This window comes from Methylobacterium sp. J-088 (assembly GCF_022829295.1).
Classification (GTDB): Bacteria; Pseudomonadota; Alphaproteobacteria; order Rhizobiales; family Beijerinckiaceae; genus Methylobacterium.
The window spans coordinates 21353-45779 of record NZ_JAKSYH010000280.1; the positions used below are offsets into that span (position 1 = coordinate 21353).

Sequence of the window (24427 nt, forward strand, 5' to 3'; positions counted from 1 at the left end):
ACGACCATGCGCCTGCTCCGCCTCTGGCCCGATGAATCGCATTTCGACTTCATGCGATTCCGGCGCTTCACCTTCCCGCTCTCGGCGCTGCTCTCGCTCGCCACGGTGGTGCTGTTCCTGACCGTCGGGCTGAATTTCGGCATCGACTTCAAGGGCGGCACCCTGGTCGAGCTGCAGGCGAAGTCCGGTACCGCCGATGTCGCGGGGATCCGCCATACGGCCGCCGGCTTCGGCTTCGGCGAGCCGGAGGTGCAGGAACTCGGCAACCAGGGCACCGTGCTGGTCCGCCTGCCGCTCCAGCCCGGCGAGCAGGGCCAGACCGCGGTGATGAACAAGGCGCATGCCGCCTTCGACCAGGATTACGATTTCCGCCGCACCGAGACCGTCGGCCCGCGCGTCTCCGGCGAGCTGGTGCAGTCCGGCACGCTCGGCGTCGTGCTCTCCGTCGTGGCGGTGCTGCTCTACCTCTGGTTCCGGTTCGAGCGGGAATTGGCGCTCGGCGCCATCGTCGGCACGCTCCACGATATCGTGCTGACGGTCGGCGTGTTCATCATCACCCGGATCGAGTTCAACATGACCTCGATCGCGGCGATCCTCACCATCGTGGGCTACTCGCTCAACGAGACGGTGGTGGTGTTCGACCGGACCCGCGAGCTCATGCGCCGGTACAAGACCATCCCGACGGTCGACCTGCTCAACCTGTCGATCAACTCGACCATGTCGCGCACGGTGATGACCTCGATCTCGTCCGGCCTGTCGCTGCTGGCGCTGGTGCTGTTCGGCGGCGAGGCGATCAAGGGCTTCGCCACCGTGATGCTCTGCGGCGTGCTGATCTGCACCTACTCGGCGATCTTCATCTCGACTCCGGTGTTGATCTATTTGGGGCTGATGCTCTCGGGTGCCCGCGCGGCGTCAGAGCGCTCCGGCGTCCCGCAACCGGCGGAGTAGTCCTTTTTCCGCGATGGCCGATCAGCCAAATCCGAAGACCTTCGACTCCGGCTTCGTGCCGGGGCGCCACATCATCGACACCTACGGCAATGGCGGCTTCCGCTTCGCCGGGATGTCGCATCGCGGCTCGATCCTGATGCTCCCCTCCGGCGTGCGCGCCTGGGACGTGACGGAGCCGCGGGGCATCGACCGGACGGCGCTCCGCCCGGTCCAGGCCGAGTCCGCGGGGATCGAGCTGCTGCTGGTCGGCACCGGCCTCGATATCGCGGCGATCGATCCGGTCCTGCGCGGCTGGCTCAAGGATTTCGGCGTCGTGCTCGACGTGATGCAGACCGGGGCCGCCGCCCGGACCTACAACATCCTGGTGGCCGAGAACCGTAAGGTTGCCGCCGCCCTGATCGCGGTGGCCTGATGCCGGAGGTGGAGGGCCAGACAGCCGAGACCGGGCTCGCCTTTGCGCAGTCCCACTGCGAGGGCCTCGTGCGGGACGGCGATCCGGACCGCTATTATGCGACCCTGTTCGCGCCGGCCGCCGCCCGCCCCCACCTCTTCGCGCTTTACGCCTTCTCGCTGACCATCGCGCGGGTGCGCGAGGCCGTCTCGGCCCCGATGGCCGGGGAGATCCGCCTGCAATGGTGGCGCGACGCCCTGCAGGGCGAGGCGCGGGGCGACGTCCGCGCCAACCCGGTTGCTGCTGCATTGGAAGAGGCGATCCGGGTGAACAGCCTCGGCCGCCAGCCCTTCGTCGACCTGATCGATGCCCGGGTGTTCGACCTCTACGAGGATCCGATGCCCCGGGTGAACGACCTGGAGGGCTATTGCGGCGAGACCGCCTCGGCGCTGTTCCGGCTGGCGAGCCTCGTGATCGGCAGCGGCACCGAGCCGGGCGGCGCGGGGGCGGCCGGGCATGCCGGGGTCGCCTACGGCATCGCCGGCCTGCTGCGCGCCATGCCCTGGCACGCCCGTTCGGGGCAGGTCTACCTGCCGACCGAGATCCTCGATCGCTACGGCGTCACCCGCGAGGACATCGTCACGGGCCGTGGTGGTCCCGGCCTGCTCCGGGCCTGCGCTGACCTCCGCGCCCTCGCCCGGCAGCACCTCAAGGCCTTCGAAGCGGCGCGCCCGACCATCGCGCCCTCGGCCGGGGCCGCTTTCCTGCCGGTCGCCCTGGTGGAGCCGTATCTCGCCGCCATGGAACGGGCGTCCTACGATCCGCTCAACACACCCGTCGAGCTCCCGCGCTGGCGCCGGCTGTGGCGGCTGTGGCGGGCGGCGCGGCGGGTGGGTTGAGCTACCGTTGAGCGTCGGTAGACCCAGCGCAACGGTACGAACCGTACGCGCCGTCATCCGGTCATCGGGACAGCCGTGACGAAATGGGCGTTCCATCGGGCATCGATGCGCCACACCGTCCGCACATGGGGATTGCGGCCGTCCGGCGTCGTGATGGGTCCCTCGAAGATGACTTTGACGTCCCCGCGTGCGGAAACCGTTTTGCCGACAAACGTATCTTCGGATGGATGAGCGAGCAGCGACGTGGAAAGGATCAGCGGGTCGCCGATTCCGAAGCCGAAGCGCTTGAAGAACCGTGCTTTCGAGCCGCCTTCAATGTGAGTTTCGTCCAGCAGATAGCCGTCGATCTTGCGCGGATCGAGCAATTAGTTTTGCGGACAGTTCGGCAGGCTCAAGGGGCGGCGCGTTTCACGAGGCGCAGATCTCTCGCCTCGACGGTGGCAAGCGCGCCACTGGGCTGTGCGAACTCGACCTCGTAGGCTTCGCCGTCACGCCAGATGCCGACGATAGTTCCTTCGGTGCCCGCTTCCATCGCGACGCCGTCATCCGTCGTCGCGGCAGCCGTCAGCACGACGCGGTCAAGATCCCGGAGATCCGACCCCAGCTCATTGCGTCTTACAATGTAAAGCGCATCGACCGTCATGCCGGTAGGATGAGGGGTCTGCGATCGCGATGCAAGGCCCACCCTGTCAGAGCACCCGCGCCAGCCCCGGCATCAGCGCCGGCAGTCGGACCAGCACACCCGGTTCCGGCTCGGCCTCCGGCGATGCCAGGACCGCCACCCGACAGATCCCATTGCCGCTCAGGCCGGTCACGAGCCGGCCGCCGGGTTCGAGCGCCGCGCGCCAATGCGGCGGGATCGCTTCCACGCTGCCATGCACGAGGATCCGGTCGAAGCCGCCATCCGGCAGCTCCTGTGCGAGCCCGTCCGCCCGGACGACATGCGCCTCCGGCAGCGCAGCGAGCCGCCGCGTCGCCTCGACCGCGAGCGTCACGGAGCGCTCCAGGCTCAGCACCGCGCCGGCCCCGAGCCGAGCGAGCAGTGCCGTCACGTAGCCCGAGCCGGTGCCGATCTCGAGCATGCGCTGGCCCGGCTCGACGCGCAGCAGGGCCAGCATCACCGCCACCGTGGACGGCGCCGTCATGGAAGCGCCGCAGGGCAGCGGCAGGGCGATGTCCCGCCTGGCATGCTCCCGGTACTGCTGGGGCGCGAAAGCCTCCCGCGGCACCTGCTCCATCGCCCGGAGCACCGCGGTGTCGCGCAGGCCCCGGCCCCGGAGCGCCATCACGAAGGCCGCGTTTCCGGCAGCCGCCTCCAGGCTGCCGAGATCGATCGACGTCCTTTCGATCACTCGGCAAACGCCTGCGCGAAGCGCGTCAGGGTCGGCTCGTCGGTGAGGTCGAGGCGCAGGGGCGTCACCGAGATCCGCTTCTCGGCAATGGCCTTCAGATCCGAGCCGTGACCCGGCTCGAACCGGGCCTTGGCGAAGGCCAGCCAGAAATACGGGTTGCCGCGCCCGTCGACCCGGGCGTCGATCGATAGCAGCGCCTGATTGCGGAAACCCTGCGCCGCCACCGCGATGCCCTGCACGTCGGCCGGCTCGCAATCCGGAAAATTCACGTTGACCAGGATGCCGGGCTCGATCCCGGTCGCGAGGATTTTCTGAATGACCTTCGGCCCGTGCGTCCGCGCGCAATCCCATTTGAGCGCGCCGCGCCCGCCCGCCCCGTAGGCTTGGCTCAGGGCGATCGAGCGGATGCCCAGGATCGTCCCCTCCATGGCGGCCGCGATCGTGCCGGAATAGGTCACGTCCTCGGCGACGTTCTGGCCGCGGTTCACCCCTGACAGGACGAGGTCCGGCCCGTGATCGGCTAGGATGTGGCGCACGCCCAGGATCACGCAGTCCGACGGCGTGCCCTTCACGGCGAAGCGCTGCTCCGAGACCTGCCGCAGGCGCAGCGGATCGTTGAGCGAGAGCGAGTGCGAGACGCCCGACTGGTCGCTCTCCGGCGCTACCACCCAGACGTCGTCCGACAACTCGCGGGCGATCTCCTCCAGGGTACTGAGTCCCGGCGCGTGGATGCCGTCGTCGTTGGTGACCAGGATGCGCATCAGCGGGTGCCCTCGATCCGGTTGAGCCCGCCCATGTAGGGGTGGAGCACCGACGGGATCGTGATGCTCCCGTCCGGGTTCTGGTAGTTCTCCATCACGGCGATGAGCGCGCGGCCGACCGCGACGCCCGAGCCGTTGAGGGTGTGGACATAGGCGGGCTTCCCGTCCTTGCCCCGGTAGCGGGCGTTCATCCGCCGCGCCTGGAAATCGCCGCAGACCGAGCACGAGGAGATCTCGCGGTGAGTGCGCTGGCCCGGCACCCAGACCTCGATGTCGTAGGTCTTCTGGCTCGCGAAGCCCATGTCGCCGGTGCAGAGGGTCATCACCCGGTAGGGCAGATCCAGCTTCTTCAGCACCGCTTCCGCGCAGGTGAGCATCCGCTCGTGCTCGTTGGCAGATTCGTCCGGCGTCGTGATCGAGACCAGCTCGACCTTGTTGAACTGGTGCTGGCGCAGCATGCCGCGGGTGTCCCGCCCCGCCGCTCCGGCCTCGGCCCTGAAGCACGGGGTGAGCGCGGTGAAGCGCAGGGGGAGTTCCTCCTCGCGGAGGATCGACTCGCGGACGAGGTTCGTAAGCGGCACCTCGGCGGTGGGAACGAGCCATCGGCGAGAATGCTTCAATACTATCTCTCGGATACCGCGCAGCTCATTCTGTTTTGCAGCCGCCGCCGCCTCGCTCTCCGACTTTGCGACCGGATCAACGGAGTCAAGATAAGCGATAGCGTCAGAAACTCCGCTATCAATCTCACCAACATTGGCGGCGAAAAACTGATCGTCCTCGAATTTCGGTAGCTGCGCCGTCCCGAACATGGCTTCGTCACGCACCAGCACCGGCGGCGTCACTTCCAGATATCCGTGCTCCTGCGTGTGCAGGTCGAGCATGAACTGGCCGAGCGCCCGCTCCAGCCGCGCAAGCTGGCCCTTAAGCACCACGAAGCGCGAGCCCGACAGCTTGGCCGCGGCCTCGAAATCCATCAGCCCGGCAGCCTCGCCGAGTTCGAAATGCTCCTTGCCCTCGGTCAGCCGCTCGCGGGTCGAGGCGTGGCTGCGGTAGAGGACGTTGCCGTGCTCGTCGGCGCCTTCCGGCACATCGGCCTTCGGCCGGTTCGGGATCGCGGCGAGCCGGTCGAACAGAGCCTTGTCGGCCGTCTCCTGCGCAACCTTCAACTCCGGCTCGGCCGCTTTCAACTCTGCGACCTCTGCCATCAACGCAGCGGCGTGATCCTCGTCCTTGGCCTTCTTGGCGCCGCCGATCTCCTTGGCGAGCGCGTTGCGCCGCTCCTGGTTGGCCTGCGCGGCCGAAACCGACGCCTTCCGCGCCTCATCGAGCGCGATCAGGTCGGCCGAGAGCGGCGCGAGGCCCCGGCGGGCGAGGTCGCGGTCGAAGGCGTCCGGGTTGTCCCGGATGGCGCGGATGTCGTGCATCGAGTCGGCTCGGGTCTGTCGCGCGGCGTCGGCGCGCGGGCCTCGCTTTGCCGCATCGCGTCCGGTCGGACAAGCGCGCGCCGGTCAGTCCTTCGGCGGTGCGAGCTTGAGCTGGTCGATCACCCAGAGCCACGTCCCGTCCGCCTGCTCGCGGGCGACCTCCACCGAGAAGGCGCCCTTGGGCAGCCGGGCGAAGGTCAGGGCCAGCGCCCCGGTGCGCAGGGGCGGCAGGGTCTCCGGGCTCGGGAAGTCGGATTTCCGCGCCAGCAGGTCGGTGTAGAAACTGCGGATCTCGGCGTGTCCGGTGGCGACCACGCGGCCGGCTGCCAGCACCGCGTCGGTCTCATAGAGGGCTACGAGCCCATCCACGTCGCCCGCATTGGCGCGCTGGTTGAACAGGGCGGCCAGCGTTTCGGGGGCGCGGGCGGGCTCACGGGTCTCCGACATGGCGTCTCCTCATCCGGTTCGGCCGACCGGTTCGCGTTGCGGGAATGCGCCGTGCGGCGGATCTTTCCGCCGGCGGGCTCATTTCAGGCTCTTTCCGTCGCGATCCGTCACCGAGACGGAGACTGGGATCCCGTCTTTCACGCTCTCCGAGACGGTGCAGAACCGCTCGAACTGCTCCAGCACCCGGTCGATCCGCGGCATCTCGGCGGCGACTGCACCCAGGCCAATCCGCACGTCGATTCCGGCGATGCGCAGGCGGCCCTCGGCGTTGCGGTCCATCCGGCATTGCGCCTCGGCGACGACGCCCCGCGCGTCCTGCCGGAACTTTCCCAGCGCGAAGACCAAGCTGGCGCAGAGGCAGTTCGCGACGCCGGAGATCAGGATCTGCTCGGGGAACGGCCCGGTCCCGCCGCCGATCGGGGGGGCCTCGTCGGTGACGAGCGCCGGCAGAGCGGCGCCGAAATCCACGGTGAAGACGTAAGCGTCGACCTGGGTGATTCGGATCGTCGGTCCCGCGTCCATCGCTGTCCTCGTCATCGGTTCAGGCAAGTCGAGCGACGATCTGAGTGATGCGACGGGCCCCCTCTCCCGTGCGGGAGAGGGGGCCCGCGATCGATCTCCTCAAGCCATCGCGAGGGCCGGTCGGAGGCCTATCGTTCCGATCCTCGCGAAGTCTCCAACGCCCGATCGCGGTTCGCGTTCGGATGGTTGCGCCATGCATCCGCAACCGGATGCTTTCCGCCGATCTTCCCCGTAGAACCGGCCCCTGACCGCCGTGAACCCGAACCCCCCGATCCGATGACGAGCGCCCCGACCCTCGACACCCTGATGCCGCTCCTGGAGCGCATCGCCACCGCGCTGGAGCGGGCCGCGCCACCGACCCCGCCGGCCTTCGACCCGAACGCCGCCGACGCCTTTCTGTGGGGACCGGAGCGCCGGCTCACTCCGGTGCCCGAGGTGGCCCGCGTCGAGATGCGGCTGCTCACCGGCATCGATCGCGCCCGCGACACCCTGGTGGAGAACACCGAGCGCTTCGCGCGCGGCCTGCCGGCCAACAACGCCCTGCTGTGGGGCGCCCGCGGCATGGGCAAGTCGTCGCTGGTGAAGGCGGCCCATGCGGAGATCAACGCCCGCCGGCCCGCCGGATCGCGACCGATGAAGCTCGTGGAGATCCACCGCGAGGACATCGAGGCCCTGCCCGACCTGATGGCGCTGTTGAGGCCGGATCCGCACCGTTGGCTGGTCTACTGCGACGACCTCTCGTTCGATGCCGACGACACCTCGTACAAGTCCCTCAAGACGGCGCTCGACGGCGGTATCGAGGGGCGGCCCGGGAACGTGCTGTTCTACGCGACCTCCAACCGCCGACACCTGCTCGCCCGCGACATGATGGAGAACGAGCGCTCCACCGCGATCAACCCCGGCGAGGCCGTAGAGGAGAAGGTCTCGCTCTCGGATCGGTTCGGGCTTTGGCTCGGCTTCCATAAGTGCACCCAGGACGAGTATCTGGCGATGATCACCGCCTACACGGAGCGCTACAATCTCGCCGTGCCGCCCGAGACGCTGCGGGCGGACGCCCTCGAATGGGCCACCACCCGCGGCTCCCGCTCGGGGCGCACCGCGTTCCAGTTCATCCAGGATCTCGCCGGGCGGCTCGGCAGGACGCTGGATTGATCAGTAATCCACCGAGGCCGACAGCCAGACCGTGCGCGGTGCCCCGAGGATCAGGGCGCCGTTCGGGTTGGCGATCCAGGAGTGGCTGTCGGCGATGTTGCTGACACTCGCCCTCAGCGTGACGGGCTTGCCGCCGATCGCCGTGGCATAGCGTAAGCCGAGATCGACCGAGGTCCAGTCCGGGATCTTCTTCAGGCCCGTGGCGGCGCTGCCGGCATAGGAGGCGCCGGTATAGACGAGCGTCGCGGTGCCCGTCAGGCCGCGCAGGAACGGCACGTCCCATTCGAGCCCGGTGGTCGCCTGGAAGCGCGGCGCGCCCGTGGCCGGGCTGCCGTCGTAGGCGCCGCCCGGCGACTTCGCCCAGCGGGCGTCCAGGAGCGTCGCACCCGCGATGACGCGCAGATCCGGCCGCACCTCACCGAAGACGCTCCCCTCGAAGCCGCGATTGCGCTGGCTGCCGCCGGGGCTGAACCGGTTGGTCGTGGGGTCGGTGGTGCCGGTTGGGTTGGTGATCTCGAAGGCCGCCAGCGTCACGCCGAAGGTCTGGAAATCGAGTTTTGAGCCGATCTCGTATTGCCGGGTCCGGGCCGGGGCGAACACTTGGTTCACGTTGACCGCGGTGCCCGGCGCCCGCAACGCGGTCAGCCCCTCGACCGTATTGGCGTAGAGCGACAGGACCTGCGTCGGCCGCAGAACGATGCCGAAGGCTGGGGTCGTCGCGCTGCGGTCGTAGGCGGAACTGACCTGACCCGTCACCGGTGCGTAATTGCCGGCGTCGATCTCCTGCCGCCGAACCCCGACCAGCAGCTCGACCAGCCCATCGGCGAAGGTCATCGTATCGGCGAGGCCGACGCTGGTCAGCCGGTTGTAGCTCGACCGGCCGCGGGGGAACGAGGTTTTCAGGACCGGCTGACCGGGCGAGAGCCGCCGCACCGGCGCGGAGATGTTGGTCAGGTAGTCGGGATAGGTGATCTGACCCAGCGACAGGGACTGGTCGAGGGCGGTCGCGGTGAACACCGCCTCGTGGCGGATTTCGCCGGTCTCGAACCGGGCTCGCGCCCCCGCCTCGCCTGAGATCGTCGCGGTATCCCCGGTCTGGAACACGGAGTTCGACTTCGTGAGGCCGGTCACGTCGAGCAGTGAGAAGGAAGGGTTTTCCCGCTTGGCGTAGGTGAAGCTGTTGACGCCCAGAGCACCGATCAGCGTGATGTCGGAGGTCAGGTCGTATTCCGCGCGGGCCAGGCCGGTTAGGCTGTCGGAGCGGGAGAAATCGTAAGCCTGGGACATGTTCCGGCGCGGGTCGGGCGCCCGGGGGATGCGGAGCAGGCCCGGGGCCGGGAGGCCGCCCCGCGTCTGGCTGTCGTAGGCGTCGTGCTGATAGATCACGTCAGCCGAGAGCCGGAGCCGGTCGCCAGCGTAGTCGAGGCCGAGCGAGCCGGCGGCGTTGCGCTGGCCGGTGCGGTCGATCGGCGTGTCGCCACCGAGGCCCGCGGCGTTGATCCGCACCCCGACCTGCTTCGCGTCGCCGTAGCGCCGGGCCACGTCGATCTCGGCTCCACCGCGCGTCGAGGAGGCATAATCCACGGTGACCCGGTTCAGAGGCTCGTCGCCCGCGCGCTTGGTGACGACGTTCACGGTGCCGGCGATGCCCCCGTTCAGCGGCACCCCGAACAGGAAGGCCGCCGGACCCTTCAGGATCTCGACCCGCTCCAGCGGGGCCGGGTCGATCCTGTAATCCGGCACGAGGCCGTAGAGCCCGTTCAGCGCGAATTCCCGGTTCTCGATGCGGAAGCCGCGAATCGCGACGGCGTCGTAGCGGTTGCCGCTGCCGATCGCGGCGCGCACCGACGGATCGGTCCGGGTCAGGAGATCGCCGACGCTGATCACTTGGCTGTCGCGGATCGACTTCTCGGTGTAGCTCGCCGTGCTGAACGGTGTTTGCATGTAGTCCCGGTTGCCAAGCAGGCCGAGCCGGCCGCCGCGGGCCACCTGCCCACCCGCGAAGGACGGCGGAAGGCCGCCCGCCCCTGCCGGGCCGTGCGACTCCACGGAGAGCGTATCGAGCTGGACGGACGCGTCGGGTGCATCCTCGGCGCGTGCCGCGGTGGTTGCGACCGGAAGTAGGGTTATCAGTAAAACGAGCCGCCGCGCGTGTCGGGCTCTTTTGAGTTCGGACGAAGATGAGAGCATATCGTCTACTTCTGGCACGGCGACACGATCTGATCTGCCGAAACAGTCAGGTCAGGCGGACGTGTTGTGTTAGAAATCTTGTCGATTGAGCCGTTATCGGGCGAAAAACCCTTGATCAAGCGCTATGTTTTAGAATGAATTCAAAACGAGATTTGCGCTCTGTTTCGCCGGAGCGATGATAAAATAATATGACAGCGCTGAATGTCCGAAGACTTCCGCAAAAGCTATCACCCAAGCTTATGGCGCCGTGAACTCTACTCGCAGCGCGCAGATACGCTCACATCGAATTTGGAGCGTTACAGGCAGGGCGACAGGATCCATCTTGGCTGTTCAAGCCCCCGGTGGTGGAACGAACGGATCGCGCGGCGCCGGGCGCGGAGTCAGCGCCCGCTCGACCCGAATCCGCTCGCGCCGCGCTCCGAGCCCGGGCCCGCCTCGCCCTCCAGCACGGTCAGGACCGGCCGGGCGATGCGCGTGAACACCAGTTGGGCGATCCGCTCGCCGGGCTCGATCCGGATCGGGGCGGCCTCGGCACGGTTCCAGGCGGAGACCATCAGCGGCCCCTCGTAATCGGCGTCGATCACCCCCGTGCCGTTGCCCAGCACCAGCCCCTCCCGGTGGCCGCGGCCGGAACGCGGGAAGATCAACCCGCACCACGCCGGATCGCGAATCAGCACGCTGAACCCGGCCGGGATCAGAATCGGTGCCCCCCGCGGCGGAAGCTCCAGCGGGGTGTCCAGGCAGGCATGCAGATCGAGGCCGGCGGCTGCAGCCGAGCCCCAGCGCGGAAAGCCCCAGCCGGTCAGGCGCGGGTCGAGGATCCGCAGTCCGACTTCGGGCAGCGCGCTCACCCGCCGAGCCGTTCGATCGCGTTGGCGAGCGCCAGAATGCGCCGGGCCGACTCCACGTGCAGGCGCTCGACCATCTTCCCGTCCACGGCAACCACTCCGCGATCGCGGTTCTCCGGTGCTTCGAAGACGTCGAGCATCCGCCGCGCGCCTGCAACGGTTGCGGCATCCGGCCCGAAGGCGGCATTGGCCGGGCCGATCTGGCTCGGATGGATGAGCATCTTGCCGTCGAAGCCAAGGGCGCGGCCCTGCGCGCATTCGGCCTCGAAGCCGGTCGCATCGTTCAGATCGGTGAAGACGCCGTCGATCGCCTCGATCTCGTAGGCCCGCGCGGCGGCGAGCACCGTCATCAGCCAGTGCGTGAGCGCAGCCCGCCCCGGCGGTGGGATCCGCGCCGCCTTCAGCAGGTCGTTCGGGCCTATCACCAGAGCGGCGAGCCGCCCGTCGACGTCCCGCGCCGCCCCGGCGATCTCGGCGGCGTTCACCACTGCCATCGGCGTCTCGATCATCGCCCAGACCCGGGTTGCCGCCGGCGCGCCGAGCCGGCGCAGGCGTGAGCCGACGGCGATCAGCGCGTCGGAGGTGCGTACCTTCGGCACCAGGATGGCGTCCGGGGCGGCGGGGCCGAGGGCCTCGAGATCGGCCTCGCCGTCTTCGGTCTCCGGCGAATTGATCCGCACCACGACCTCGCGGCGGCCAAAGCCCCGGGCGGCTACCGCAGCGGCAACCTGCGCGCGGGCTGCCTCCTTGGCCCCCGGGGCTGTCCCGTCCTCCAGATCGATCAGGATCACGTCGGCGGGCAGCGTGCGCGCCTTTTCCAGCGCCCGTGCGTTGGAGCCGGGCATCGCCAGCACGCTGCGGCGGGGACGGATCTCGCTCATCACGCTTCTCCCGATTCGGCGGCGGCCAAGCGATGCGGATAGCGGTCCGCGCCAGCCCGGACAAGAACGCAGCCCCGGCCAGGTTCCGGCGCGGGCCACAGGAGGATCGCGATGGCGCGGTGGATCGCGGGACTCGATGGTTGCCGCGGTGCCTGGGCCGGGGCCCTGCTCGATCTCGACGACCCCGACCGGCACCGCTGCGCCCTGTTCCCGGACGTGGCCGCGATCCTCGACGCGCCGGAGCGGCCTCTGGTGATCGGGATCGACGTGCCGATCGGCCTGCCGGACCGGATCGTCGGTGGCGGCCGGGCGGCCGATCGGGCGGCGCGCGCCAAGCTCGGCCCGGCGCGGTCGTCGGTCTTCCCAATGCCGCCGCGGGCGGCCATTTACGCTGCCGACTACGACACCGCTAAAGCCCTGTCCCGGGCGGCGAGCGACCCGCCCTTCGCGCCCTCGATCCAGGGCTACAACATCTTCCGCTATGTCCGCGCGGTGGACACGCTCCTGCGGGCTCGGCCAGACTTGCGCGACCGGATCCACGAGGTTCACCCGGAGGTGGCATTCCACGCCCTCAACGGCGACCGGCCCCTCGGCCTCCCGAAGAAGGGGCGCAACGCCCGCCTGGGGCTCGATCGCCGGCGGGAACTCCTGTCCACGGCGGGGCTGCCGGCCGCGCTGCTCGACGCCCGGGCCAAGGGAGTCCCGCAGGACGACCATCTCGATGCGCTGGCCGCGCTGGTGGTGGCGCAGGATATCGCTTTGGGCCGAGCCCGGCCGCTCCCCGACCCGCCGGCGCGGGATGGGCACGGCCTGCCCGTGGTGATCTGGGCACCGGCCCGGCGGGAGACGCCGATCCCGTGAAACGAGCGTGCGTCAGCGCCGCGCCGCCTGGGCCGGCGGCGGCGTGAACGCGCCGCTCCAAGCGGTGGTCTGATTCGTCGGTGACGCGAAGACCGTGATGAACGCTCCGGTGCCCTTCAGGCCCGCGAACGCGACCGTCGCCTTCCCGACCTTGAACGTGCCCGTGCCTTTCACCGTGCCCTGCCCCCGGTCCATCGTCACCGGCTCCACGGTGGTGACCGGGGCGTTATCGAAGGGCTGGTTGGGGCTCCTGTTGAGGCCGGAGCCGCGCTCCGCATCGCGGCCGGTCGGAGCTGACGTCTCTGGCCACGTGTCATGATCGTCGGATGGCGCGGCGGCGCTTTGAGGCCGAAGCGATACAGCAAACGGGAACACATCCATGTCCGGCGCGATCCTTGCGCCCTAGCTTTGACCCCATGAAAGCTGCGCCCACTCTCGCCATCCGCCACGTCGCCCGGGCGATCGTGCTCGATCCGCAGGACCGGATCCTGTTGATCGCTTACGCCTCCGTGCACGCCAAGGGGGCGGACGGGTCGCCGCTGCGGTTCTGGTTCATGCCTGGCGGCGGCCTTGAGCCCGGCGAGGATCACGTCACTGCCTGCCGCCGGGAACTCGGAGAGGAGATCGGCCGCACCGACGCGGCGATCGGCCCGCAGGTCGCTGCGTGCGACGGGCCGTTCCATCTGTTCCGCCAGCCCCGGGATGCCCGCGAGCGCTACTTCCTCGTCCGCCTGCCCGACGACCAGGTCGACACCAGCCGCCTCGCCGAGACCGAGGACAACCACGTGCTCGGCACGCGCTGGTGGCCGATCGCCAAACTGCGCGCGAGCGGCGAACGCGTCGAACCGGCCGGCCTCGCCGATCTCGCGGCCGATCTCGCCCGCGGGATTATCCCGGCCCAGCCCCGCGTTCTGACTTGGCAAAGATCCTGATTTCAGCTGTATCACGATCGATAACGCAACGGAGCTGCTTTGATGTTTCCTGTCTATTTGACTGAAGGGTATCGATCGTTCCTTGAGCAGCGCTTTCCGGCCGAACGCCGCCGCTTCGCGCAACTGGCCGAATCGCAGAAGCCGGAGATCCTCGTCATCAGCTGCTGCGACAGCCGGGTCTCCCCGAGCGCGATCTTCGATGCCGGACCGGGCGAGCTGTTCACGATCCGCAACGTCGCCAACCTCGTGCCGCCCTATCAGCCGGACGAGAATTACCACGGCACCTCTGCGGCACTGGAATTCGCTGTCCAGGCCCTGGAGGTGAAGCATATCGTCGTGCTCGGCCATGCCACCTGCGGTGGCGTGAAGGCCTACGCCCAGAAGGCGAAGCCCCTCTCCGAGGGGAACTTCATCGGCAAGTGGGTCTCGCTCGTGGAACCCGCGGTGGCGAAGGCCGGCGATCCCGAGGCGCCGAACTACCTGACGCGCCTCGAATACGCCGTGGTGGCGCAGGGCCTCGAGAATCTGATGACCTTCCCGTTCGTCAAGGAACGGGTCGATGACGGCCGGCTCCAGCTCCACGGTGCACATTTCGGCGTGTCGACCGGGTCCCTGGTCGTGCGCGATCCGAAGACGGGGGCGTTCCAGCCACCGCTCGACACGGCCGGCCTGCAGGTCCGCTCGGCTGCCGCCGTCACGTGTGACTGACATCGTGGCGGCGCAGCAACTTTCGCCGCGCACACCTAAAAAAAAAGGCGGCTCGCCTGTGCGAGCCGCCTGTCCTGCCGGCCCAGCTCATGCCAGGCCGACACGATCGCAGTGGACCTTACCGGGCGCCAGCCAGACGCTGCGCGTGGTCGTAGTGCATCTGCAGGGCTGGAAGGGCCTGCTGGGCGTAGTTGCGCAGGGCCGGGTTTGGACCACCCTGAGCGTAGGCCTGGGTCATCGCGATGGCCATCTGGTGGGCCTCGATCTGCTGCGTTGCGTAGAGCCGGTCGAAGCGCGGGCCGGGCGGGGTTGCCGACAGCTCGGACAGCATCGCCTGCTGCTGCGGGCTCGGCTGCACCAGGGTGGAGGCCCCCGTCGCCATCATGTCACCGCCGCCGAGACGACCGCCGGCCGCAGCACCGTTCGCCGCGCCCGTGCCCGCACCCTGGAGACCGCCGACCGGGCCGCCCGACAGGGTGCCGCCGACCACGCCGGTCGCCGCACCGACGCCGGCGCCCACGGCGCTTCCTGCCACCGCGATCGGAGCCGTGATCAGTCCGCCGAGGCCCGGATCGCCCCCCGCCATTGCTCCGGGCTGCCCGCCGGCCAGCGCCACGTTAGCAGCCTGATGATCGCGGAGCGCCTCCTGGGCATAGGACCGGATCCGCGGGTTGCGCGACTTGGACAAGGCGATCTGCGAGGATTGGATCTCGAACGCGTTCGACTGCATCGACTGCAGACGGAAATCGTTGGCGCTCTGCGCCAGCGCTGGCGTCGACAGAGCCAGAACAAGTGCGGAGGCGGCGGCGTAATTCTTCAGCATCAGAAACCTCGCTACGAGATGGATGCGCAAACGGGCATGGGATATCCGGCGGAGATCGAAGACCTCACGCGGCGCGTTCGCGATATACTCTGTCAACGGGACCAACGACCTATGGTTCCTGCCGGTTTCACCCCGGATCCGGCCCGTGGTTGAGGTTTGGCCCAGGCGCGCCTGCGCCGGCGTCCCGGATTTCGGCTGCCCCGGGAGCCGGGTGGCGGGACCTAGGACTCGCCCGCGCCGATTGCTGAGCGCCGGATGATCCTCGTCCCGATCCAGATCCTGCGCGGCTGCGCCGCCCTGATGGTGGTCTGGCACCACACGCGGCACGAAGTGGAACTCCTGGCGCAGCGCGGCGGCCCGGCTTTCGATCCGGGCACTCTCCTGCCCTGGTGGGGCGGTGTCGACCTGTTCTTCGTGATCTCCGGCTTCGTCATCGTCCTGGCGAGCGGAGCCCTGTTCGGAGTGCCTGGCGGCCGGGCCCGCTTCCTGGCGCACCGGATCGCCCGGGTGGTGCCGCTCTACTGGCTGCTGAGCCTGGTCTATCTCGCCCTCGCCCTGGCCCGTCCGGACGTCCTCGGGGAGGCTGCCGCCCTCGTCCACGATCCGGCCGCCCTGCTGGCGAGCTTCCTGTTCTGGCCGGCTGCCCGACCGGACGGCACGATCCAACCGCTCTACGGCCTCGGCTGGACCCTGAACTACGAGGCCTTCTTCTACGGGCTGTTCGCCGCCGGGCTCGGCCTGGGGCGGCGCGGCGCGATGGTCTGGCTCGTCGCGGCCCTGGTGCTCCTCGTCACCGCCGGGACCGTTCGGCCGGACCTGCCCCTGCCGCTGCGCTTCTGGGCGAACCCGATCGTACTCGAATTCGCTGCCGGGGCCGGGCTCGCCCTCGCCTATCGGAGCGGCGTGCGACCCCCCGTTCCGCTTCGTGCCGGCCTGGCGGGGCTCGGCCTCCTCGGCCTGATCCTGGCGGCCAGGCTGCTCGCCGATCTCGGCGAGGCCGACGGCTTCGTGCGCCCGCTCCTCGTCGGCGTGCCGGCCGCCCTGCTCGTGACATCCGCCCTGGGGCCGGGGCGCGACGCGGCGCAGGTTGCGCGTCTGCCGGCCCCGATCCGCGCCCTGGTGACGCTCGGCGATGCCTCCTACGCCCTCTACCTCGTGCATCCGTTCGCCCTGCGCCTCGTGCGCGAGATCCTGGTGCGGATCGGCCCGGCGCAGGCGCTGCACCCGTACGGCGGCATGGTGCTGATGCTGGCGGCGAGCGTCGCAGCCGCCCTCGTGATCCACCGGTTCGTCGAGACGCCGTTGACCCGCCGGTTTCGGCGGATCCTCGACCCCGGGACCGCGCAAATCCGTGTGCCTTCCGGTGCGGACCCGGTTCCCCACGGGCGCCTGCCGGATTAGCTTCGATCCCGAGGAGGACGAAGCCATGAAGACGCTGCTCGTACCCGTCGCGATGCACGACGCCCTACCCTCCGTGTTCGAGACGACGCGGCTCGCCGCGACGCGCTTCGGCAGCCTGATCGAGGGGGTTTCGCTGCGCCCGGCGCTCGCTGAATACGTCCCCGTCGATATGGTCGGCGGCATGACGTGGCTACGGGACGAGGAGGCCGACCGGGCCGAGGCCGAGGAGGCGGGTGGCCGCTTCGTCGCCTTCATGGATGCAGCCGGCATCCCCCGCCACGCCCGCGACGGGCTCTGCATACCGGAGCGGGTGCCGGATGCCGGGCCGCGCTACCGCTGGCGGCAGGACGTGCCGACCGGCGATGCATTCCTCGGCCAGTACGCCCGGCTGTTCTCCGCCACGGTGGTGGGCCGCCCGGGCACCACCGACAACGCGCCGCGCATGACCACCTTCGAGACCGCCCTATTCGAGAGCGGCCGGCCGATCCTGCTCGCGCCCCCCGCCCCACCGGCGAGCCTGGGCGACGCCATCCTGATCGCCTGGAACGGCTCCACCGAGACCGCACGCGCCGTCGCCTTCGCGATGCCGCTTCTGCGCAAGGCCCAGCGGGTGCTGGTGCTGAGCGTCGAGGGCGGCATGGTCCCGGGCCCGACCGCCCAGGACCTCGCTCAGGCGCTGGCTTGCGAGGGGGTTGAGGCCGGGCATCGCGCCCTGCCGGCGGGGCGGCGCGCGCCCGGCGAGACCTTCCTGGCCGAGGCCAAGGCCTTCGGCTGCGACCTGCTTATCAAGGGCGCCTACACCCAGAGCCGCCTGCGCCAGATGATCTTCGGTGGCGTCACCAGCCACGTGCTGGCCCATGCCGACATGCCGGTGCTGATGGCGCATTGAGCTGCCGGACTGCATCCACCGGCGGGAACCGGGGCAATTCCCCTCGCGTTCGGCTCCGGCCCGCCCAGACCCCGCAAGGATACCCGTGACGAGCCTCTTGAAGCGCAGCCTCCTCGCCGCCCTGATGATGGCGGCGTCCGTCACCGCCGCGCGGGCCGAGCCCATGGTGGCCCGGTTCCGGGGGACGGTGGTGCGGGCCGAGTCCGACCGCATCCAGATCCGGCGGCCGAGTGGCAGCACCCTCACCCTGCGCATGGATCCGAAGACCCGGGTCTACGCGGTGAACGGGTTGGACCTGCGGGCGATCAAGCCCGAGAGCTATGTCAGCGTGATCGGCGTCGCGGGCGCGGACCCGCGTCGTGCCACGGCTGTGACGTTGTACTCGCCCTCCGAGCGCGGTTTCGAGGCCGGGACTCAGCCGTGGGATACGGCCCCCGGGGCGACGCTGACGGCCGGCAGGGTCGCAGACCTGCAGCGCGGTTCGACCCTGCGGCTGGCCCTCTCCTATGAAGGCGGGCAATCCGCGTTCGAGATCCCGAACGATACGCCGGTGACCCAGTTCTCACCCGGCGAGCGTGCCCTGCTCCAGCCCGGCGCGGCCGTGACGATCTTCGCCGGGTCGGACGCGGACGGTGCCCTCGATGCCGGGACGATCGCAGTCGGCCGACAGGGCGCCATCCCGGGCCTGTGAAGTTTCGGCGCGGGCCGCGTCATCGTTCCCGCGCTCGGACCGCGCGCGGGATGCAAAGCTGCGCTACATCGGTTTGCGATGACCGATTCCGCCTTCGCCCTCGATCCGCGCTTGGCCGCCGACACCGTTGAGGTCGGTGACCTCGCCCTGTGTCGGGTGTTGCTGATGGACGATGCCCGGTTCCCGTGGCTGATCCTGGTGCCGCGCCACGCCGACCTCACAGAGATCACCGACCTGCTCGAGCCGGATGCCGCGACCCTGTGGCAGGAGATCCGCATCGCCACGGGTGTGATGCAGGCCTTGGCCAAGCCCGACAAGGTGAATGTCGCGGCTTTAGGCAACGTCGTGGCGCAGCTCCACTTTCACGTGGTCGGCCGCTTCCGGTCCGATCCAGTCTGGCCCGGCCCGGTCTGGGGGTTCGGGACGCGCACGCCCTACCCGCTCCATGCCCGCGCGCAGCTCATCGAGCGCGCCGGCGCCCTGTTCTCCGCAGCCTGACTTCGCGCATGACCGATCCCCGCGACACCCTCGGCTTCGTCCGGAACCGCCTCGACCGTCATTCGGCCGAGCAGCCCGAAGAGGCGGTGCCCGCCGTCGATGCGCCCGATGCGCGCCTCGTCCTGCTGTGCGGCGACCGGTTCGTGCTGCGCGGGGACACCACGCTGATCGCACCCGATATCGCAGCGGACCTCCTCACGGGCACGCGGATCTTCCTCGGGTATCGGGACGGACGGCCGGTTTTCGCGCAGGCTGCGCCCGCAGAAGCCGCGGAGCGCTTCGCGGGGGACGACACCCGCACCCTCGACTTGCGCAGCATTGCCACCGACTCCGCCGTGGAGGCGGAGGAATTGGGCCTGCTGGCGGTCGCCAAGTCGATGCTCGACTGGCATGCCCGCCACGGTTTCTGCGCCAATTGCGGCACCGCCACGGAGTCGAAGGCCGGCGGCTTCCGGCGGGAATGCCCCTCTTGCGCCGCCCATCACTTCCCCCGGGTCGATCCCGTGGTGATCATGCTGGTGCGGCGGGGCGATGCCTGCCTGCTCGGCCGCGGCCCGCATTTCCGGCCGCACATGTATTCCTGCCTCGCGGGTTTCCTGGAGCCCGGCGAGACGATCGAGGACGCCGTACGCCGCGAGGTGTTCGAGGAGACGCATATCCGCGTCGGTGCGGTGACCTATCGGACCTCGCAGCCCTGGCCGTTCCCGTCATCGCTGATGATGGGCTGCGCCGCAGAGGCCTTGGATGGGGCCATCGTGACCGATCCGGCCGAGCTGGAGGACGCCCGCTGGTTCAGCCGCTCCGATGTCGCCGCCATGCTGGACGGTACCCATCCGGAAGGCATTCAGGCCCCGCCGCCCATGGCGATCGCCCACTACCTGATGCGCGCCTTCGTGGCCGGCAAGACCTGAGAGGCGCCTCAACCCGGCTGGCCAGCGCTCCGGCTCGAATCGTCCGCGGGGTTGATAAAGTTCAATCTGAACGGCCCAGAGCCGTTGGATTGCAGTCTCATCGGCTCGGCGGTGGTCCATAACGAATAGGGCATGTCTTCCGGCCTGCCGATCGGATCGAATCCAGGCCCGAGGAACGATACTCAATGTGATACTGAATTTTCGAGCGTGACCCACAGTTTGCCAGCGCCAAGCGCACGGCTGACGCGATGCCCCCAGGGTTACATCGCTTCGCTCGAGACAACAGAGCGTAGTACCGCCGGAGAAATCAGTTTCAGACCGCCACGCGGTTCTGCTCCGCCTTGGCCGACACCGCGCTCCGCATGTGGGAGAATGCCTCGCCCACCATCAGCAGCGCCGGCCCATCGACGCCCGAAGCCTCCACCCGGTCGGCGAGGTCGGCGGCGGTGCCGCGCACGGCCTGCTGGTTCGGGCGGGTGGCGTTGAACACCAGCAGCGCCGGAGTTGCGGGAGCAAGCCCCTCCTCCACCGCACGGGCCAACAGCGCCCGCAGCGTGCGCTTGGGCATATAAACCACCGTGGTGACGCTCGGATCGGCAAGCGCCCCCCAGTTCAGGTCGTCCGGCAGGGCGCCGCGGCGGTCGTGTCCGGTCACGAACTGGAGGCGGCGGGCCGCGTCGCGATGGGTCAGCGAAACGCCCAACGCCGCCGCCGCGCCCTGCGCCGCCGAGACGCCTGGCACCACCGTGACCGGAATGCCGGCAGCCCGGCAGGCCTCGATCTCCTCGCCGGCCCGGCCGAAGACCAGCGGATCACCGGATTTCAGACGCACCACCTGCTTGCCCGAGCGGGCGAGCTGCACCATCAGCGCGTTGATGTCGTCCTGGCGGCAGGACGGGCCGTGGCCGGTCTTGCCGACCAGCATGGTGCGGGCCTCGCGGCGGGCGTAGTCCAGGATCTCGGGGGCGACGAGGTCGTCGTACAGGATCACATCGGCGTTGCGCAGAGCCCGCAGCGCCTTGAGGGTCAGGAGCTCCGCGTCACCCGGGCCAGCGCCGACCAGCGTCACCGCTCCGCCTTTCGGCGCGGCCTCGGTTTCGCCGAGCAACTCGGTAAGGTCCGCGTCGGTCGGCGCCCGGTCGGGCTCTGCGAAGGCGCGGTCGGTGAACCGCTCCCAGAAGGCGCGCCGCTCCGCAAAGCCATGGAAGCGCGCCGTCACGCCGTCCCGCCAGTCGCGGGCCGCGCCCATCCAGCGGGCGAATCCACGGGGCAGCATCGCCTCGATTCGGGCGCGCACGGTCTGGCCGAAGACCGGGGCGGCACCCTCCGTCGAGATGCCCACCACCAGCGGTGAGCGATTGACGATGGCGCCGAACTTCACGTCACAGAGATGCGGCCGGTCGACCGCATTCACGATCGCGCCGGTACCGCGGGCGGCCGCCACGAAGGCGACGCACTCTGTCTCGTCTTCCATCGCGCCGATGCAGAAGGCCGAGCCCCACAGGTCGTCGGGGGTCCAGGCACGTTCGTGCAGCACCACCTGCCCGTCGACGATCTCACCCGGGACCGCGCGCAGCTCCTCGCTGGGCTCGGGGGCGTAGACGTCGACATGGGCGCCGGCGGCGGCGAGCAGCTTCACCTTCCAGGGCGCGCCGCCGGAGGAGCCGGCGAGCACGACCCGCTTGCCGCGCAGGGGCACGAAGACGGGCAGCACCGCCAGCGGCTCCAGACCGGCGGCTTTGGTCTCGCGGGGCGCGCGGGCCGCGCGCAGGGGGGTCTCGGTCACGGGCCTGTCCTGAATCGTCTCGAACCGGCCTCTCCCGTCCACACCTCAGGAAAAGGTGATCGGGTTGGACGGGCCGGTCTGTCCTCGCACCGGAGTGTATCAGACAATCACGCCGCGCGGGCGGTCTGCCCGGCCAGCATCTTGCGGATCTCCGGTATGCAAGACCCGCAATTCGTTCCGGCCTTGCAGACGGCACCCACCGCCTCCACCGATCCGGCGCCCGCCGCGATGGTGGCAGCGATCACGTCGGCGCCGACGCCGTGGCAGGCGCAGACCACCGGGCCCGCTGATGCGGTGGCGGCACGCCCCGAGAGCAGCGCGAGGCGCTCGGGCGTCTCGGGCTCCTCTGCGGCGAACAGGGCCTTGGCAGCCTCCCAGTCGGGGCTCGCACCGGCGGGCGCGTAGGCAAGGCTGGCGACGAGGCGCGTGCCGTCATAGACCGCGCAGCGGTAGCGGTCGCGGGCGTGGTCGGCGTACTCAGCCAGCTCGCAGCCCCGCAGCGCTTCGCTCTGGATCAGCCCGCGCACCATCATGGCGACGGCCCGGGAGCTGTCCTGGGTGGCGAACTGCACACCCCAGCCGCCGGTGATCGCCGCCCGCGCCCACCACCAACCCTCCGGCAGCGCCACCTGCGCCCGGGACAGCAGGAAGCCTCGGGCGCGATAGGCCACCGGAGCGATCAGGGCCGGCGTCGCCTTCAGCTCCGGTTGGCCGGAAACCGGATCCGGCATGCCGCGTACCAGGGCGCCGACCCGGGCCTTCGACGCGAAGGCGCCGCCCCAGTGCATCGGCATAAATAGGTTGCCCCGCACCACCGTGTCGGTGACCGTCACCTCCAGCTCAACCTCGCCGTGCTCGCTGGCGAGCCGCGCGATGCCGCCATCCGTGAGCCCGTACGCGGCTGCGTCGTCCGGATGCACCTCGACGAACGGGACGGCGCGGTGGGCGGAGAGGCGCTGGCTCTTCCCGGTGCGTGTCATCGTGTGCCAGTGATCGCGCACCCGGCCGGTGTTGAGCACGAAGGGGAATGCCTCCGACACCGCCAGCGCGAGGGCCGGAGGCTGCACGGCGACGAAGCGCGCGCGCTGGTCGAACGTGTAGAACCGCCCGTCACCGAACAGGCGCGCCTTGCCCTGCGGCGCGCCCCTCGGTCCCGATCGCTTCGGGATCGGCCATTGCACCGGCAGGTTCACGTCGTAGGCGGCGTCGCTGAGGTCTGTGAGCGCGCCGAGGTCGAAGTCGCGGGTGCCGTTGTTCTCGTAGGCCGAGAGCCCGGCATGCTCGCGGAAGATCGCGGCAGCGGAGTCGAACGCGAAGGCCCGGCCGTGGCCGAGCCGGCGGCCGACCTGCGCCAGCACCGCCCAGTCGGGCCGGGCCTCGCCTGGGCTTTGCAGGAACCGGCGCTGGCGCGAGATCCGGCGCTCGGAATTGGTGACCGTGCCGTCCTTCTCGCCCCAGGCCTGTGCGGGGAGCAGTACGGTGGTCTTGCCGAGACCCTGCGCAGTGTCCGAATCCGCCACCGCCTCGGAGACCACGTACAGGTCGAGGCCGTGAAGTGCTTCCCGGATCATGTCGGCCCGCGGCATCGAGACCAGCGGATTGGTGCCCATCACCCACAGCGCCTTGATCTTGCCCCGCGCGACCGCCTCGAACAGCGCCACCGCCTTCATGCCCTCGCCGGTGATGATCCGCGGGGCGCCCCAATAGCGGCGCACCCGGTCGACCTCCTCGGGGGCGAAGTGCATGTGGGCAGCCAGCATGTTGGCGAGCCCGCCGACCTCGCGCCCACCCATGGCGTTGGGCTGGCCGGTGAGCGAGAACGGCCCGGCACCGGGCTGCCCGATCCGGCCGGTGATCAGGTGGCAGTTGATGATGCTGTTGCCCTTGTCGGTCCCCTGTGCCGATTGGTTCACCCCCTGCGAGAAGGCCGTGACCACCCGGCGCGTGCCGGCGAACAGGGCGTAGAAGGCCGCGATCTCTGCCTCCGCCACGCCGGTGGCGGCAGCCACAGCGGTGACGTCCGGCGCAATCTGGCGGGCGCGGTCGAGGGCTGCATCGAGGCCGGCGGTATGGGCCTCCACGAAGGCGCGATCACGGAATCCGTTGTCGGCGAGGTAGACCAGCAAGCCCGAGAACAGCGCGGTGTCGGTCCCCGGCCGGATGCCCAGGAACAAGTCGGATTCCTGCGCGGTCTGGGTCCGGCGCGGATCGATGACGACGAACTTGGTGCCGCGGCGTTCCTTGGCATCGGCCATGCGGCGGAACAGGATCGGGTGGCACCACGCGGTGTTGGAGCCGACCAGCACGATCAAATCGGCCTCATCGAGATCCTCATAGCAGCCCGGCACCGTGTCGGAGCCGAAGGCCCGGCGGTGGGCCGCCACCGCGCTCGACATGCACAGCCGCGAATTGGTGTCGACGTGCGGCGTGCCGATGAAGCCCTTCGCGAGCTTGTTGGCGACGTAGTAATCCTCGGTGAGGAGCTGCCCGGAGAGGTAGAAGGCGATCGATTCCGGCCCGTGCTCCTCGGCGACCGCGCTGAGCTTTTCCACGATCGTGTCGAGGGCCGCATCCCACGAGACCTGGCCGCCGTCGACCTGCGGGTGGAGCAGGCGGTTCTCCAGCGACAGGGTCTCGCCGAGCGCCGAGCCCTTCGAGCACAGGCGGCCGTAATTGGCCGGATGCTCGGAATCACCCGCGATGGCGGCGCCGCCCTGCCCGTCCGGGGTCACGAGCACGCCGCACCCGACCCCGCAATAGGGGCAGGTGGTCCGCACCGTCGGCGCCGCCGCAGGCTGGGTCATGGATACAGTCCTCGAAGATTCGCGCCGCCGTTTCCCTCCCCCCTCTGCGGGGGAGGGTGGCCCCCGAAGGGGGTCGGGAGAGGGGGCGACGGTGACGGATGGAGCGCGGCCCGTCCCGTTGAGCCTTTTCCGGTACCCGGGTCCCCTCTCCCGCCCCGCCTCCGCGGGGCACCCTCCCCCGCAGAGGGGGGAGGGTTTTGCCGCTCAGTACACGTCCGCCTGATACCGGCCGGCCTTCCTGAGCGCCGCGAGATATGCCACCGCGTCCTCCGGGCTCTTGCCCCCGTGCTGCGCCGCCACGTCGATGA

26 protein-coding genes are annotated in these 24427 nt (G+C 69.7%); 12 read left to right on the forward strand and 14 right to left on the reverse strand.

Going from position 1 to position 24427, the window contains the following annotated elements; all coding sequences use genetic code 11:
• Nucleotides 1-6: 6 nt before the first annotated feature.
• From secF to MKK63_RS31220, 3 genes are read left to right on the forward strand one after another with little or no spacing between them, the layout of a single operon-like run.
• Entirely contained in the window at nt 7-948 is a 942-nt protein-coding gene (gene secF, locus MKK63_RS31210; RefSeq protein ID WP_244008335.1) for a protein translocase subunit SecF, read from the forward strand.
• A 13-nt stretch (nt 949-961) separates the two neighbouring features.
• Nucleotides 962-1360: an Mth938-like domain-containing protein gene (locus MKK63_RS31215; protein WP_244008336.1), complete on the forward strand. Its 399-nt coding sequence runs from the start codon at nt 962-964 to the stop codon at nt 1358-1360.
• Nucleotides 1360-2238, forward strand: a complete 879-nt coding sequence (locus tag MKK63_RS31220; RefSeq protein ID WP_244008337.1) for a phytoene/squalene synthase family protein — start codon at nt 1360-1362, stop codon at nt 2236-2238. The genes MKK63_RS31215 and MKK63_RS31220 overlap by 1 nt, the downstream gene beginning before the upstream one ends.
• A 53-nt stretch (nt 2239-2291) precedes the next feature.
• Here the strand turns inward: MKK63_RS31220 and MKK63_RS31225 are convergent, their stop codons facing one another.
• The 7 genes from MKK63_RS31225 to MKK63_RS31255 all read right to left on the reverse strand — a co-directional run bounded on the left by MKK63_RS31225 (nt 2292) and on the right by MKK63_RS31255 (nt 6744).
• Complete coding sequence (locus tag MKK63_RS31225) at nt 2292-2603, reverse strand: DUF6883 domain-containing protein (protein WP_244008338.1); 312 nt, start codon at nt 2601-2603, stop codon at nt 2292-2294.
• Between the two features lie 26 nt (nt 2604-2629).
• The gene (locus MKK63_RS31230; protein WP_244008339.1) at nt 2630-2881 is read right to left on the reverse strand and encodes a DUF4926 domain-containing protein; all 252 of its coding nucleotides are present in this window, start codon (nt 2879-2881) and stop codon (nt 2630-2632) included.
• A 46-nt stretch (nt 2882-2927) separates the two neighbouring features.
• Nucleotides 2928-3524 carry a protein-L-isoaspartate O-methyltransferase family protein gene (locus MKK63_RS31235; protein WP_244008361.1) on the reverse strand — a complete coding sequence of 199 codons (597 nt, stop codon included), beginning with the start codon at nt 3522-3524 and terminating at the stop codon, nt 2928-2930.
• 62 nt (nt 3525-3586) lie between these two features.
• Entirely contained in the window at nt 3587-4351 is a 765-nt protein-coding gene (gene surE / locus MKK63_RS31240; protein ID WP_244008340.1) for a 5'/3'-nucleotidase SurE, read from the reverse strand.
• Nucleotides 4351-5775, reverse strand: coding sequence for a serine--tRNA ligase (gene serS / locus MKK63_RS31245; protein WP_244008341.1), 1425 nt, complete (start codon nt 5773-5775; stop codon nt 4351-4353). Before serS ends, surE begins: the two co-directional genes overlap by 1 nt.
• Before the next feature lie 84 nt (nt 5776-5859).
• Complete coding sequence (locus MKK63_RS31250; protein ID WP_244008342.1) at nt 5860-6222, reverse strand: YybH family protein; 363 nt, start codon at nt 6220-6222, stop codon at nt 5860-5862.
• A gap of 78 nt (nt 6223-6300) precedes the next feature.
• Nucleotides 6301-6744 carry an OsmC family protein gene (locus tag MKK63_RS31255; protein WP_244008343.1) on the reverse strand — a complete coding sequence of 148 codons (444 nt, stop codon included), beginning with the start codon at nt 6742-6744 and terminating at the stop codon, nt 6301-6303.
• Nucleotides 6745-7020: 276 nt separating this feature from the next.
• On the opposite strand from MKK63_RS31255, the gene MKK63_RS31260 reads away from it, so the two are divergent.
• A complete protein-coding gene (locus MKK63_RS31260; protein WP_244008344.1) occupies nt 7021-7896 on the forward strand; it encodes an ATP-binding protein in 876 nt (291 codons plus the stop codon).
• Here the strand turns inward: MKK63_RS31260 and MKK63_RS31265 are convergent, their stop codons facing one another.
• The 3 genes from MKK63_RS31265 to MKK63_RS31275 form a co-directional block, all read right to left on the reverse strand.
• Nucleotides 7897-9945: a TonB-dependent receptor gene (locus MKK63_RS31265; protein ID WP_244008345.1), complete on the reverse strand. Its 2049-nt coding sequence runs from the start codon at nt 9943-9945 to the stop codon at nt 7897-7899.
• 521 nt (nt 9946-10466) lie between these two features.
• Nucleotides 10467-10937, reverse strand: a complete 471-nt coding sequence (gene dut, locus MKK63_RS31270; RefSeq protein WP_244008346.1) for a dUTP diphosphatase — start codon at nt 10935-10937, stop codon at nt 10467-10469.
• Nucleotides 10934-11815 (reverse strand): HpcH/HpaI aldolase/citrate lyase family protein, encoded by an 882-nt coding sequence (locus MKK63_RS31275; protein WP_244008347.1) that lies wholly within the window; start codon nt 11813-11815, stop codon nt 10934-10936. The genes dut and MKK63_RS31275 overlap by 4 nt, the downstream gene beginning before the upstream one ends.
• Before the next feature lie 111 nt (nt 11816-11926).
• On the opposite strand from MKK63_RS31275, the gene MKK63_RS31280 reads away from it, so the two are divergent.
• A complete protein-coding gene (locus MKK63_RS31280) occupies nt 11927-12676 on the forward strand; it encodes a DUF429 domain-containing protein (protein WP_244008348.1) in 750 nt (249 codons plus the stop codon).
• A 12-nt stretch (nt 12677-12688) separates the two neighbouring features.
• Here the strand turns inward: MKK63_RS31280 and MKK63_RS31285 are convergent, their stop codons facing one another.
• On the reverse strand, nt 12689-13057 hold the full coding sequence (locus MKK63_RS31285) for a hypothetical protein (protein ID WP_244008349.1): 369 nt from the start codon (nt 13055-13057) through the stop codon (nt 12689-12691).
• 35 nt (nt 13058-13092) lie between these two features.
• Here MKK63_RS31285 and MKK63_RS31290 point away from each other — a divergent pair, with 35 nt between their 5' ends.
• Both MKK63_RS31290 and MKK63_RS31295 read left to right on the forward strand, forming a co-directional pair.
• Nucleotides 13093-13608 (forward strand): NUDIX hydrolase, encoded by a 516-nt coding sequence (locus MKK63_RS31290; RefSeq protein ID WP_244008350.1) that lies wholly within the window; start codon nt 13093-13095, stop codon nt 13606-13608.
• A gap of 42 nt (nt 13609-13650) precedes the next feature.
• Nucleotides 13651-14316 carry a carbonic anhydrase gene (locus MKK63_RS31295; protein WP_244008351.1) on the forward strand — a complete coding sequence of 222 codons (666 nt, stop codon included), beginning with the start codon at nt 13651-13653 and terminating at the stop codon, nt 14314-14316.
• A 118-nt stretch (nt 14317-14434) separates the two neighbouring features.
• On the opposite strand, the gene MKK63_RS31300 is transcribed toward MKK63_RS31295, so the two are convergent.
• Nucleotides 14435-15139 (reverse strand): DUF4142 domain-containing protein, encoded by a 705-nt coding sequence (locus tag MKK63_RS31300; protein WP_244008352.1) that lies wholly within the window; start codon nt 15137-15139, stop codon nt 14435-14437.
• Between the two features lie 255 nt (nt 15140-15394).
• Here MKK63_RS31300 and MKK63_RS31305 point away from each other — a divergent pair, with 255 nt between their 5' ends.
• The 5 genes from MKK63_RS31305 to nudC all read left to right on the forward strand — a co-directional run bounded on the left by MKK63_RS31305 (nt 15395) and on the right by nudC (nt 19529).
• On the forward strand, nt 15395-16540 hold the full coding sequence (locus MKK63_RS31305) for an acyltransferase family protein (protein WP_244008353.1): 1146 nt from the start codon (nt 15395-15397) through the stop codon (nt 16538-16540).
• A 25-nt stretch (nt 16541-16565) separates the two neighbouring features.
• A complete protein-coding gene (locus MKK63_RS31310; protein WP_244008354.1) occupies nt 16566-17429 on the forward strand; it encodes a universal stress protein in 864 nt (287 codons plus the stop codon).
• An 85-nt stretch (nt 17430-17514) separates the two neighbouring features.
• Entirely contained in the window at nt 17515-18120 is a 606-nt protein-coding gene (locus MKK63_RS31315; RefSeq protein WP_244008355.1) for a hypothetical protein, read from the forward strand.
• 78 nt (nt 18121-18198) lie between these two features.
• A complete protein-coding gene (locus MKK63_RS31320; protein ID WP_244008356.1) occupies nt 18199-18618 on the forward strand; it encodes an HIT domain-containing protein in 420 nt (139 codons plus the stop codon).
• An 8-nt stretch (nt 18619-18626) separates the two neighbouring features.
• Nucleotides 18627-19529, forward strand: a complete 903-nt coding sequence (gene nudC / locus MKK63_RS31325) for an NAD(+) diphosphatase (RefSeq protein WP_244008357.1) — start codon at nt 18627-18629, stop codon at nt 19527-19529.
• A 313-nt stretch (nt 19530-19842) separates the two neighbouring features.
• Here nudC and cysG read toward each other — a convergent pair whose 3' ends face one another.
• Together cysG and MKK63_RS31335 are read right to left on the reverse strand one after the other, a co-directional pair.
• The gene (gene cysG, locus MKK63_RS31330) at nt 19843-21315 is read right to left on the reverse strand and encodes a siroheme synthase CysG (RefSeq protein WP_244008358.1); all 1473 of its coding nucleotides are present in this window, start codon (nt 21313-21315) and stop codon (nt 19843-19845) included.
• A 107-nt stretch (nt 21316-21422) separates the two neighbouring features.
• Nucleotides 21423-24119 (reverse strand): nitrate reductase, encoded by a 2697-nt coding sequence (locus tag MKK63_RS31335; protein ID WP_244008359.1) that lies wholly within the window; start codon nt 24117-24119, stop codon nt 21423-21425.
• Nucleotides 24120-24427: the final 308 nt, after the last annotated feature.

Coding starts and splice junctions, on each gene's coding strand:
- secF (WP_244008335.1), top strand. CDS start 7: ATGCGCCTGCTCCGCCTCTGGCCCGATGAATCGCATTTCGACTTCATG.
- MKK63_RS31215 (WP_244008336.1), top strand. CDS start 962: ATGGCCGATCAGCCAAATCCGAAGACCTTCGACTCCGGCTTCGTGCCG.
- MKK63_RS31220 (WP_244008337.1), top strand. CDS start 1,360: ATGCCGGAGGTGGAGGGCCAGACAGCCGAGACCGGGCTCGCCTTTGCG.
- MKK63_RS31230 (WP_244008339.1), bottom strand. CDS start 2,881: ATGACGGTCGATGCGCTTTACATTGTAAGACGCAATGAGCTGGGGTCG.
- MKK63_RS31235 (WP_244008361.1), bottom strand. CDS start 3,524: ATGGCGCTCCGGGGCCGGGGCCTGCGCGACACCGCGGTGCTCCGGGCG.
- surE (WP_244008340.1), bottom strand. CDS start 4,351: ATGCGCATCCTGGTCACCAACGACGACGGCATCCACGCGCCGGGACTC.
- serS (WP_244008341.1), bottom strand. CDS start 5,775: ATGCACGACATCCGCGCCATCCGGGACAACCCGGACGCCTTCGACCGC.
- MKK63_RS31250 (WP_244008342.1), bottom strand. CDS start 6,222: ATGTCGGAGACCCGTGAGCCCGCCCGCGCCCCCGAAACGCTGGCCGCC.
- MKK63_RS31255 (WP_244008343.1), bottom strand. CDS start 6,744: ATGGACGCGGGACCGACGATCCGAATCACCCAGGTCGACGCTTACGTC.
- MKK63_RS31260 (WP_244008344.1), top strand. CDS start 7,021: ATGACGAGCGCCCCGACCCTCGACACCCTGATGCCGCTCCTGGAGCGC.
- MKK63_RS31275 (WP_244008347.1), bottom strand. CDS start 11,815: ATGAGCGAGATCCGTCCCCGCCGCAGCGTGCTGGCGATGCCCGGCTCC.
- MKK63_RS31280 (WP_244008348.1), top strand. CDS start 11,927: ATGGCGCGGTGGATCGCGGGACTCGATGGTTGCCGCGGTGCCTGGGCC.
- MKK63_RS31285 (WP_244008349.1), bottom strand. CDS start 13,057: ATGGATGTGTTCCCGTTTGCTGTATCGCTTCGGCCTCAAAGCGCCGCC.
- MKK63_RS31290 (WP_244008350.1), top strand. CDS start 13,093: ATGAAAGCTGCGCCCACTCTCGCCATCCGCCACGTCGCCCGGGCGATC.
- MKK63_RS31295 (WP_244008351.1), top strand. CDS start 13,651: ATGTTTCCTGTCTATTTGACTGAAGGGTATCGATCGTTCCTTGAGCAG.
- MKK63_RS31300 (WP_244008352.1), bottom strand. CDS start 15,139: ATGCTGAAGAATTACGCCGCCGCCTCCGCACTTGTTCTGGCTCTGTCG.
- MKK63_RS31305 (WP_244008353.1), top strand. CDS start 15,395: ATGATCCTCGTCCCGATCCAGATCCTGCGCGGCTGCGCCGCCCTGATG.
- MKK63_RS31310 (WP_244008354.1), top strand. CDS start 16,566: ATGAAGACGCTGCTCGTACCCGTCGCGATGCACGACGCCCTACCCTCC.
- MKK63_RS31320 (WP_244008356.1), top strand. CDS start 18,199: ATGACCGATTCCGCCTTCGCCCTCGATCCGCGCTTGGCCGCCGACACC.
- nudC (WP_244008357.1), top strand. CDS start 18,627: ATGACCGATCCCCGCGACACCCTCGGCTTCGTCCGGAACCGCCTCGAC.
- MKK63_RS31335 (WP_244008359.1), bottom strand. CDS start 24,119: ATGACCCAGCCTGCGGCGGCGCCGACGGTGCGGACCACCTGCCCCTAT.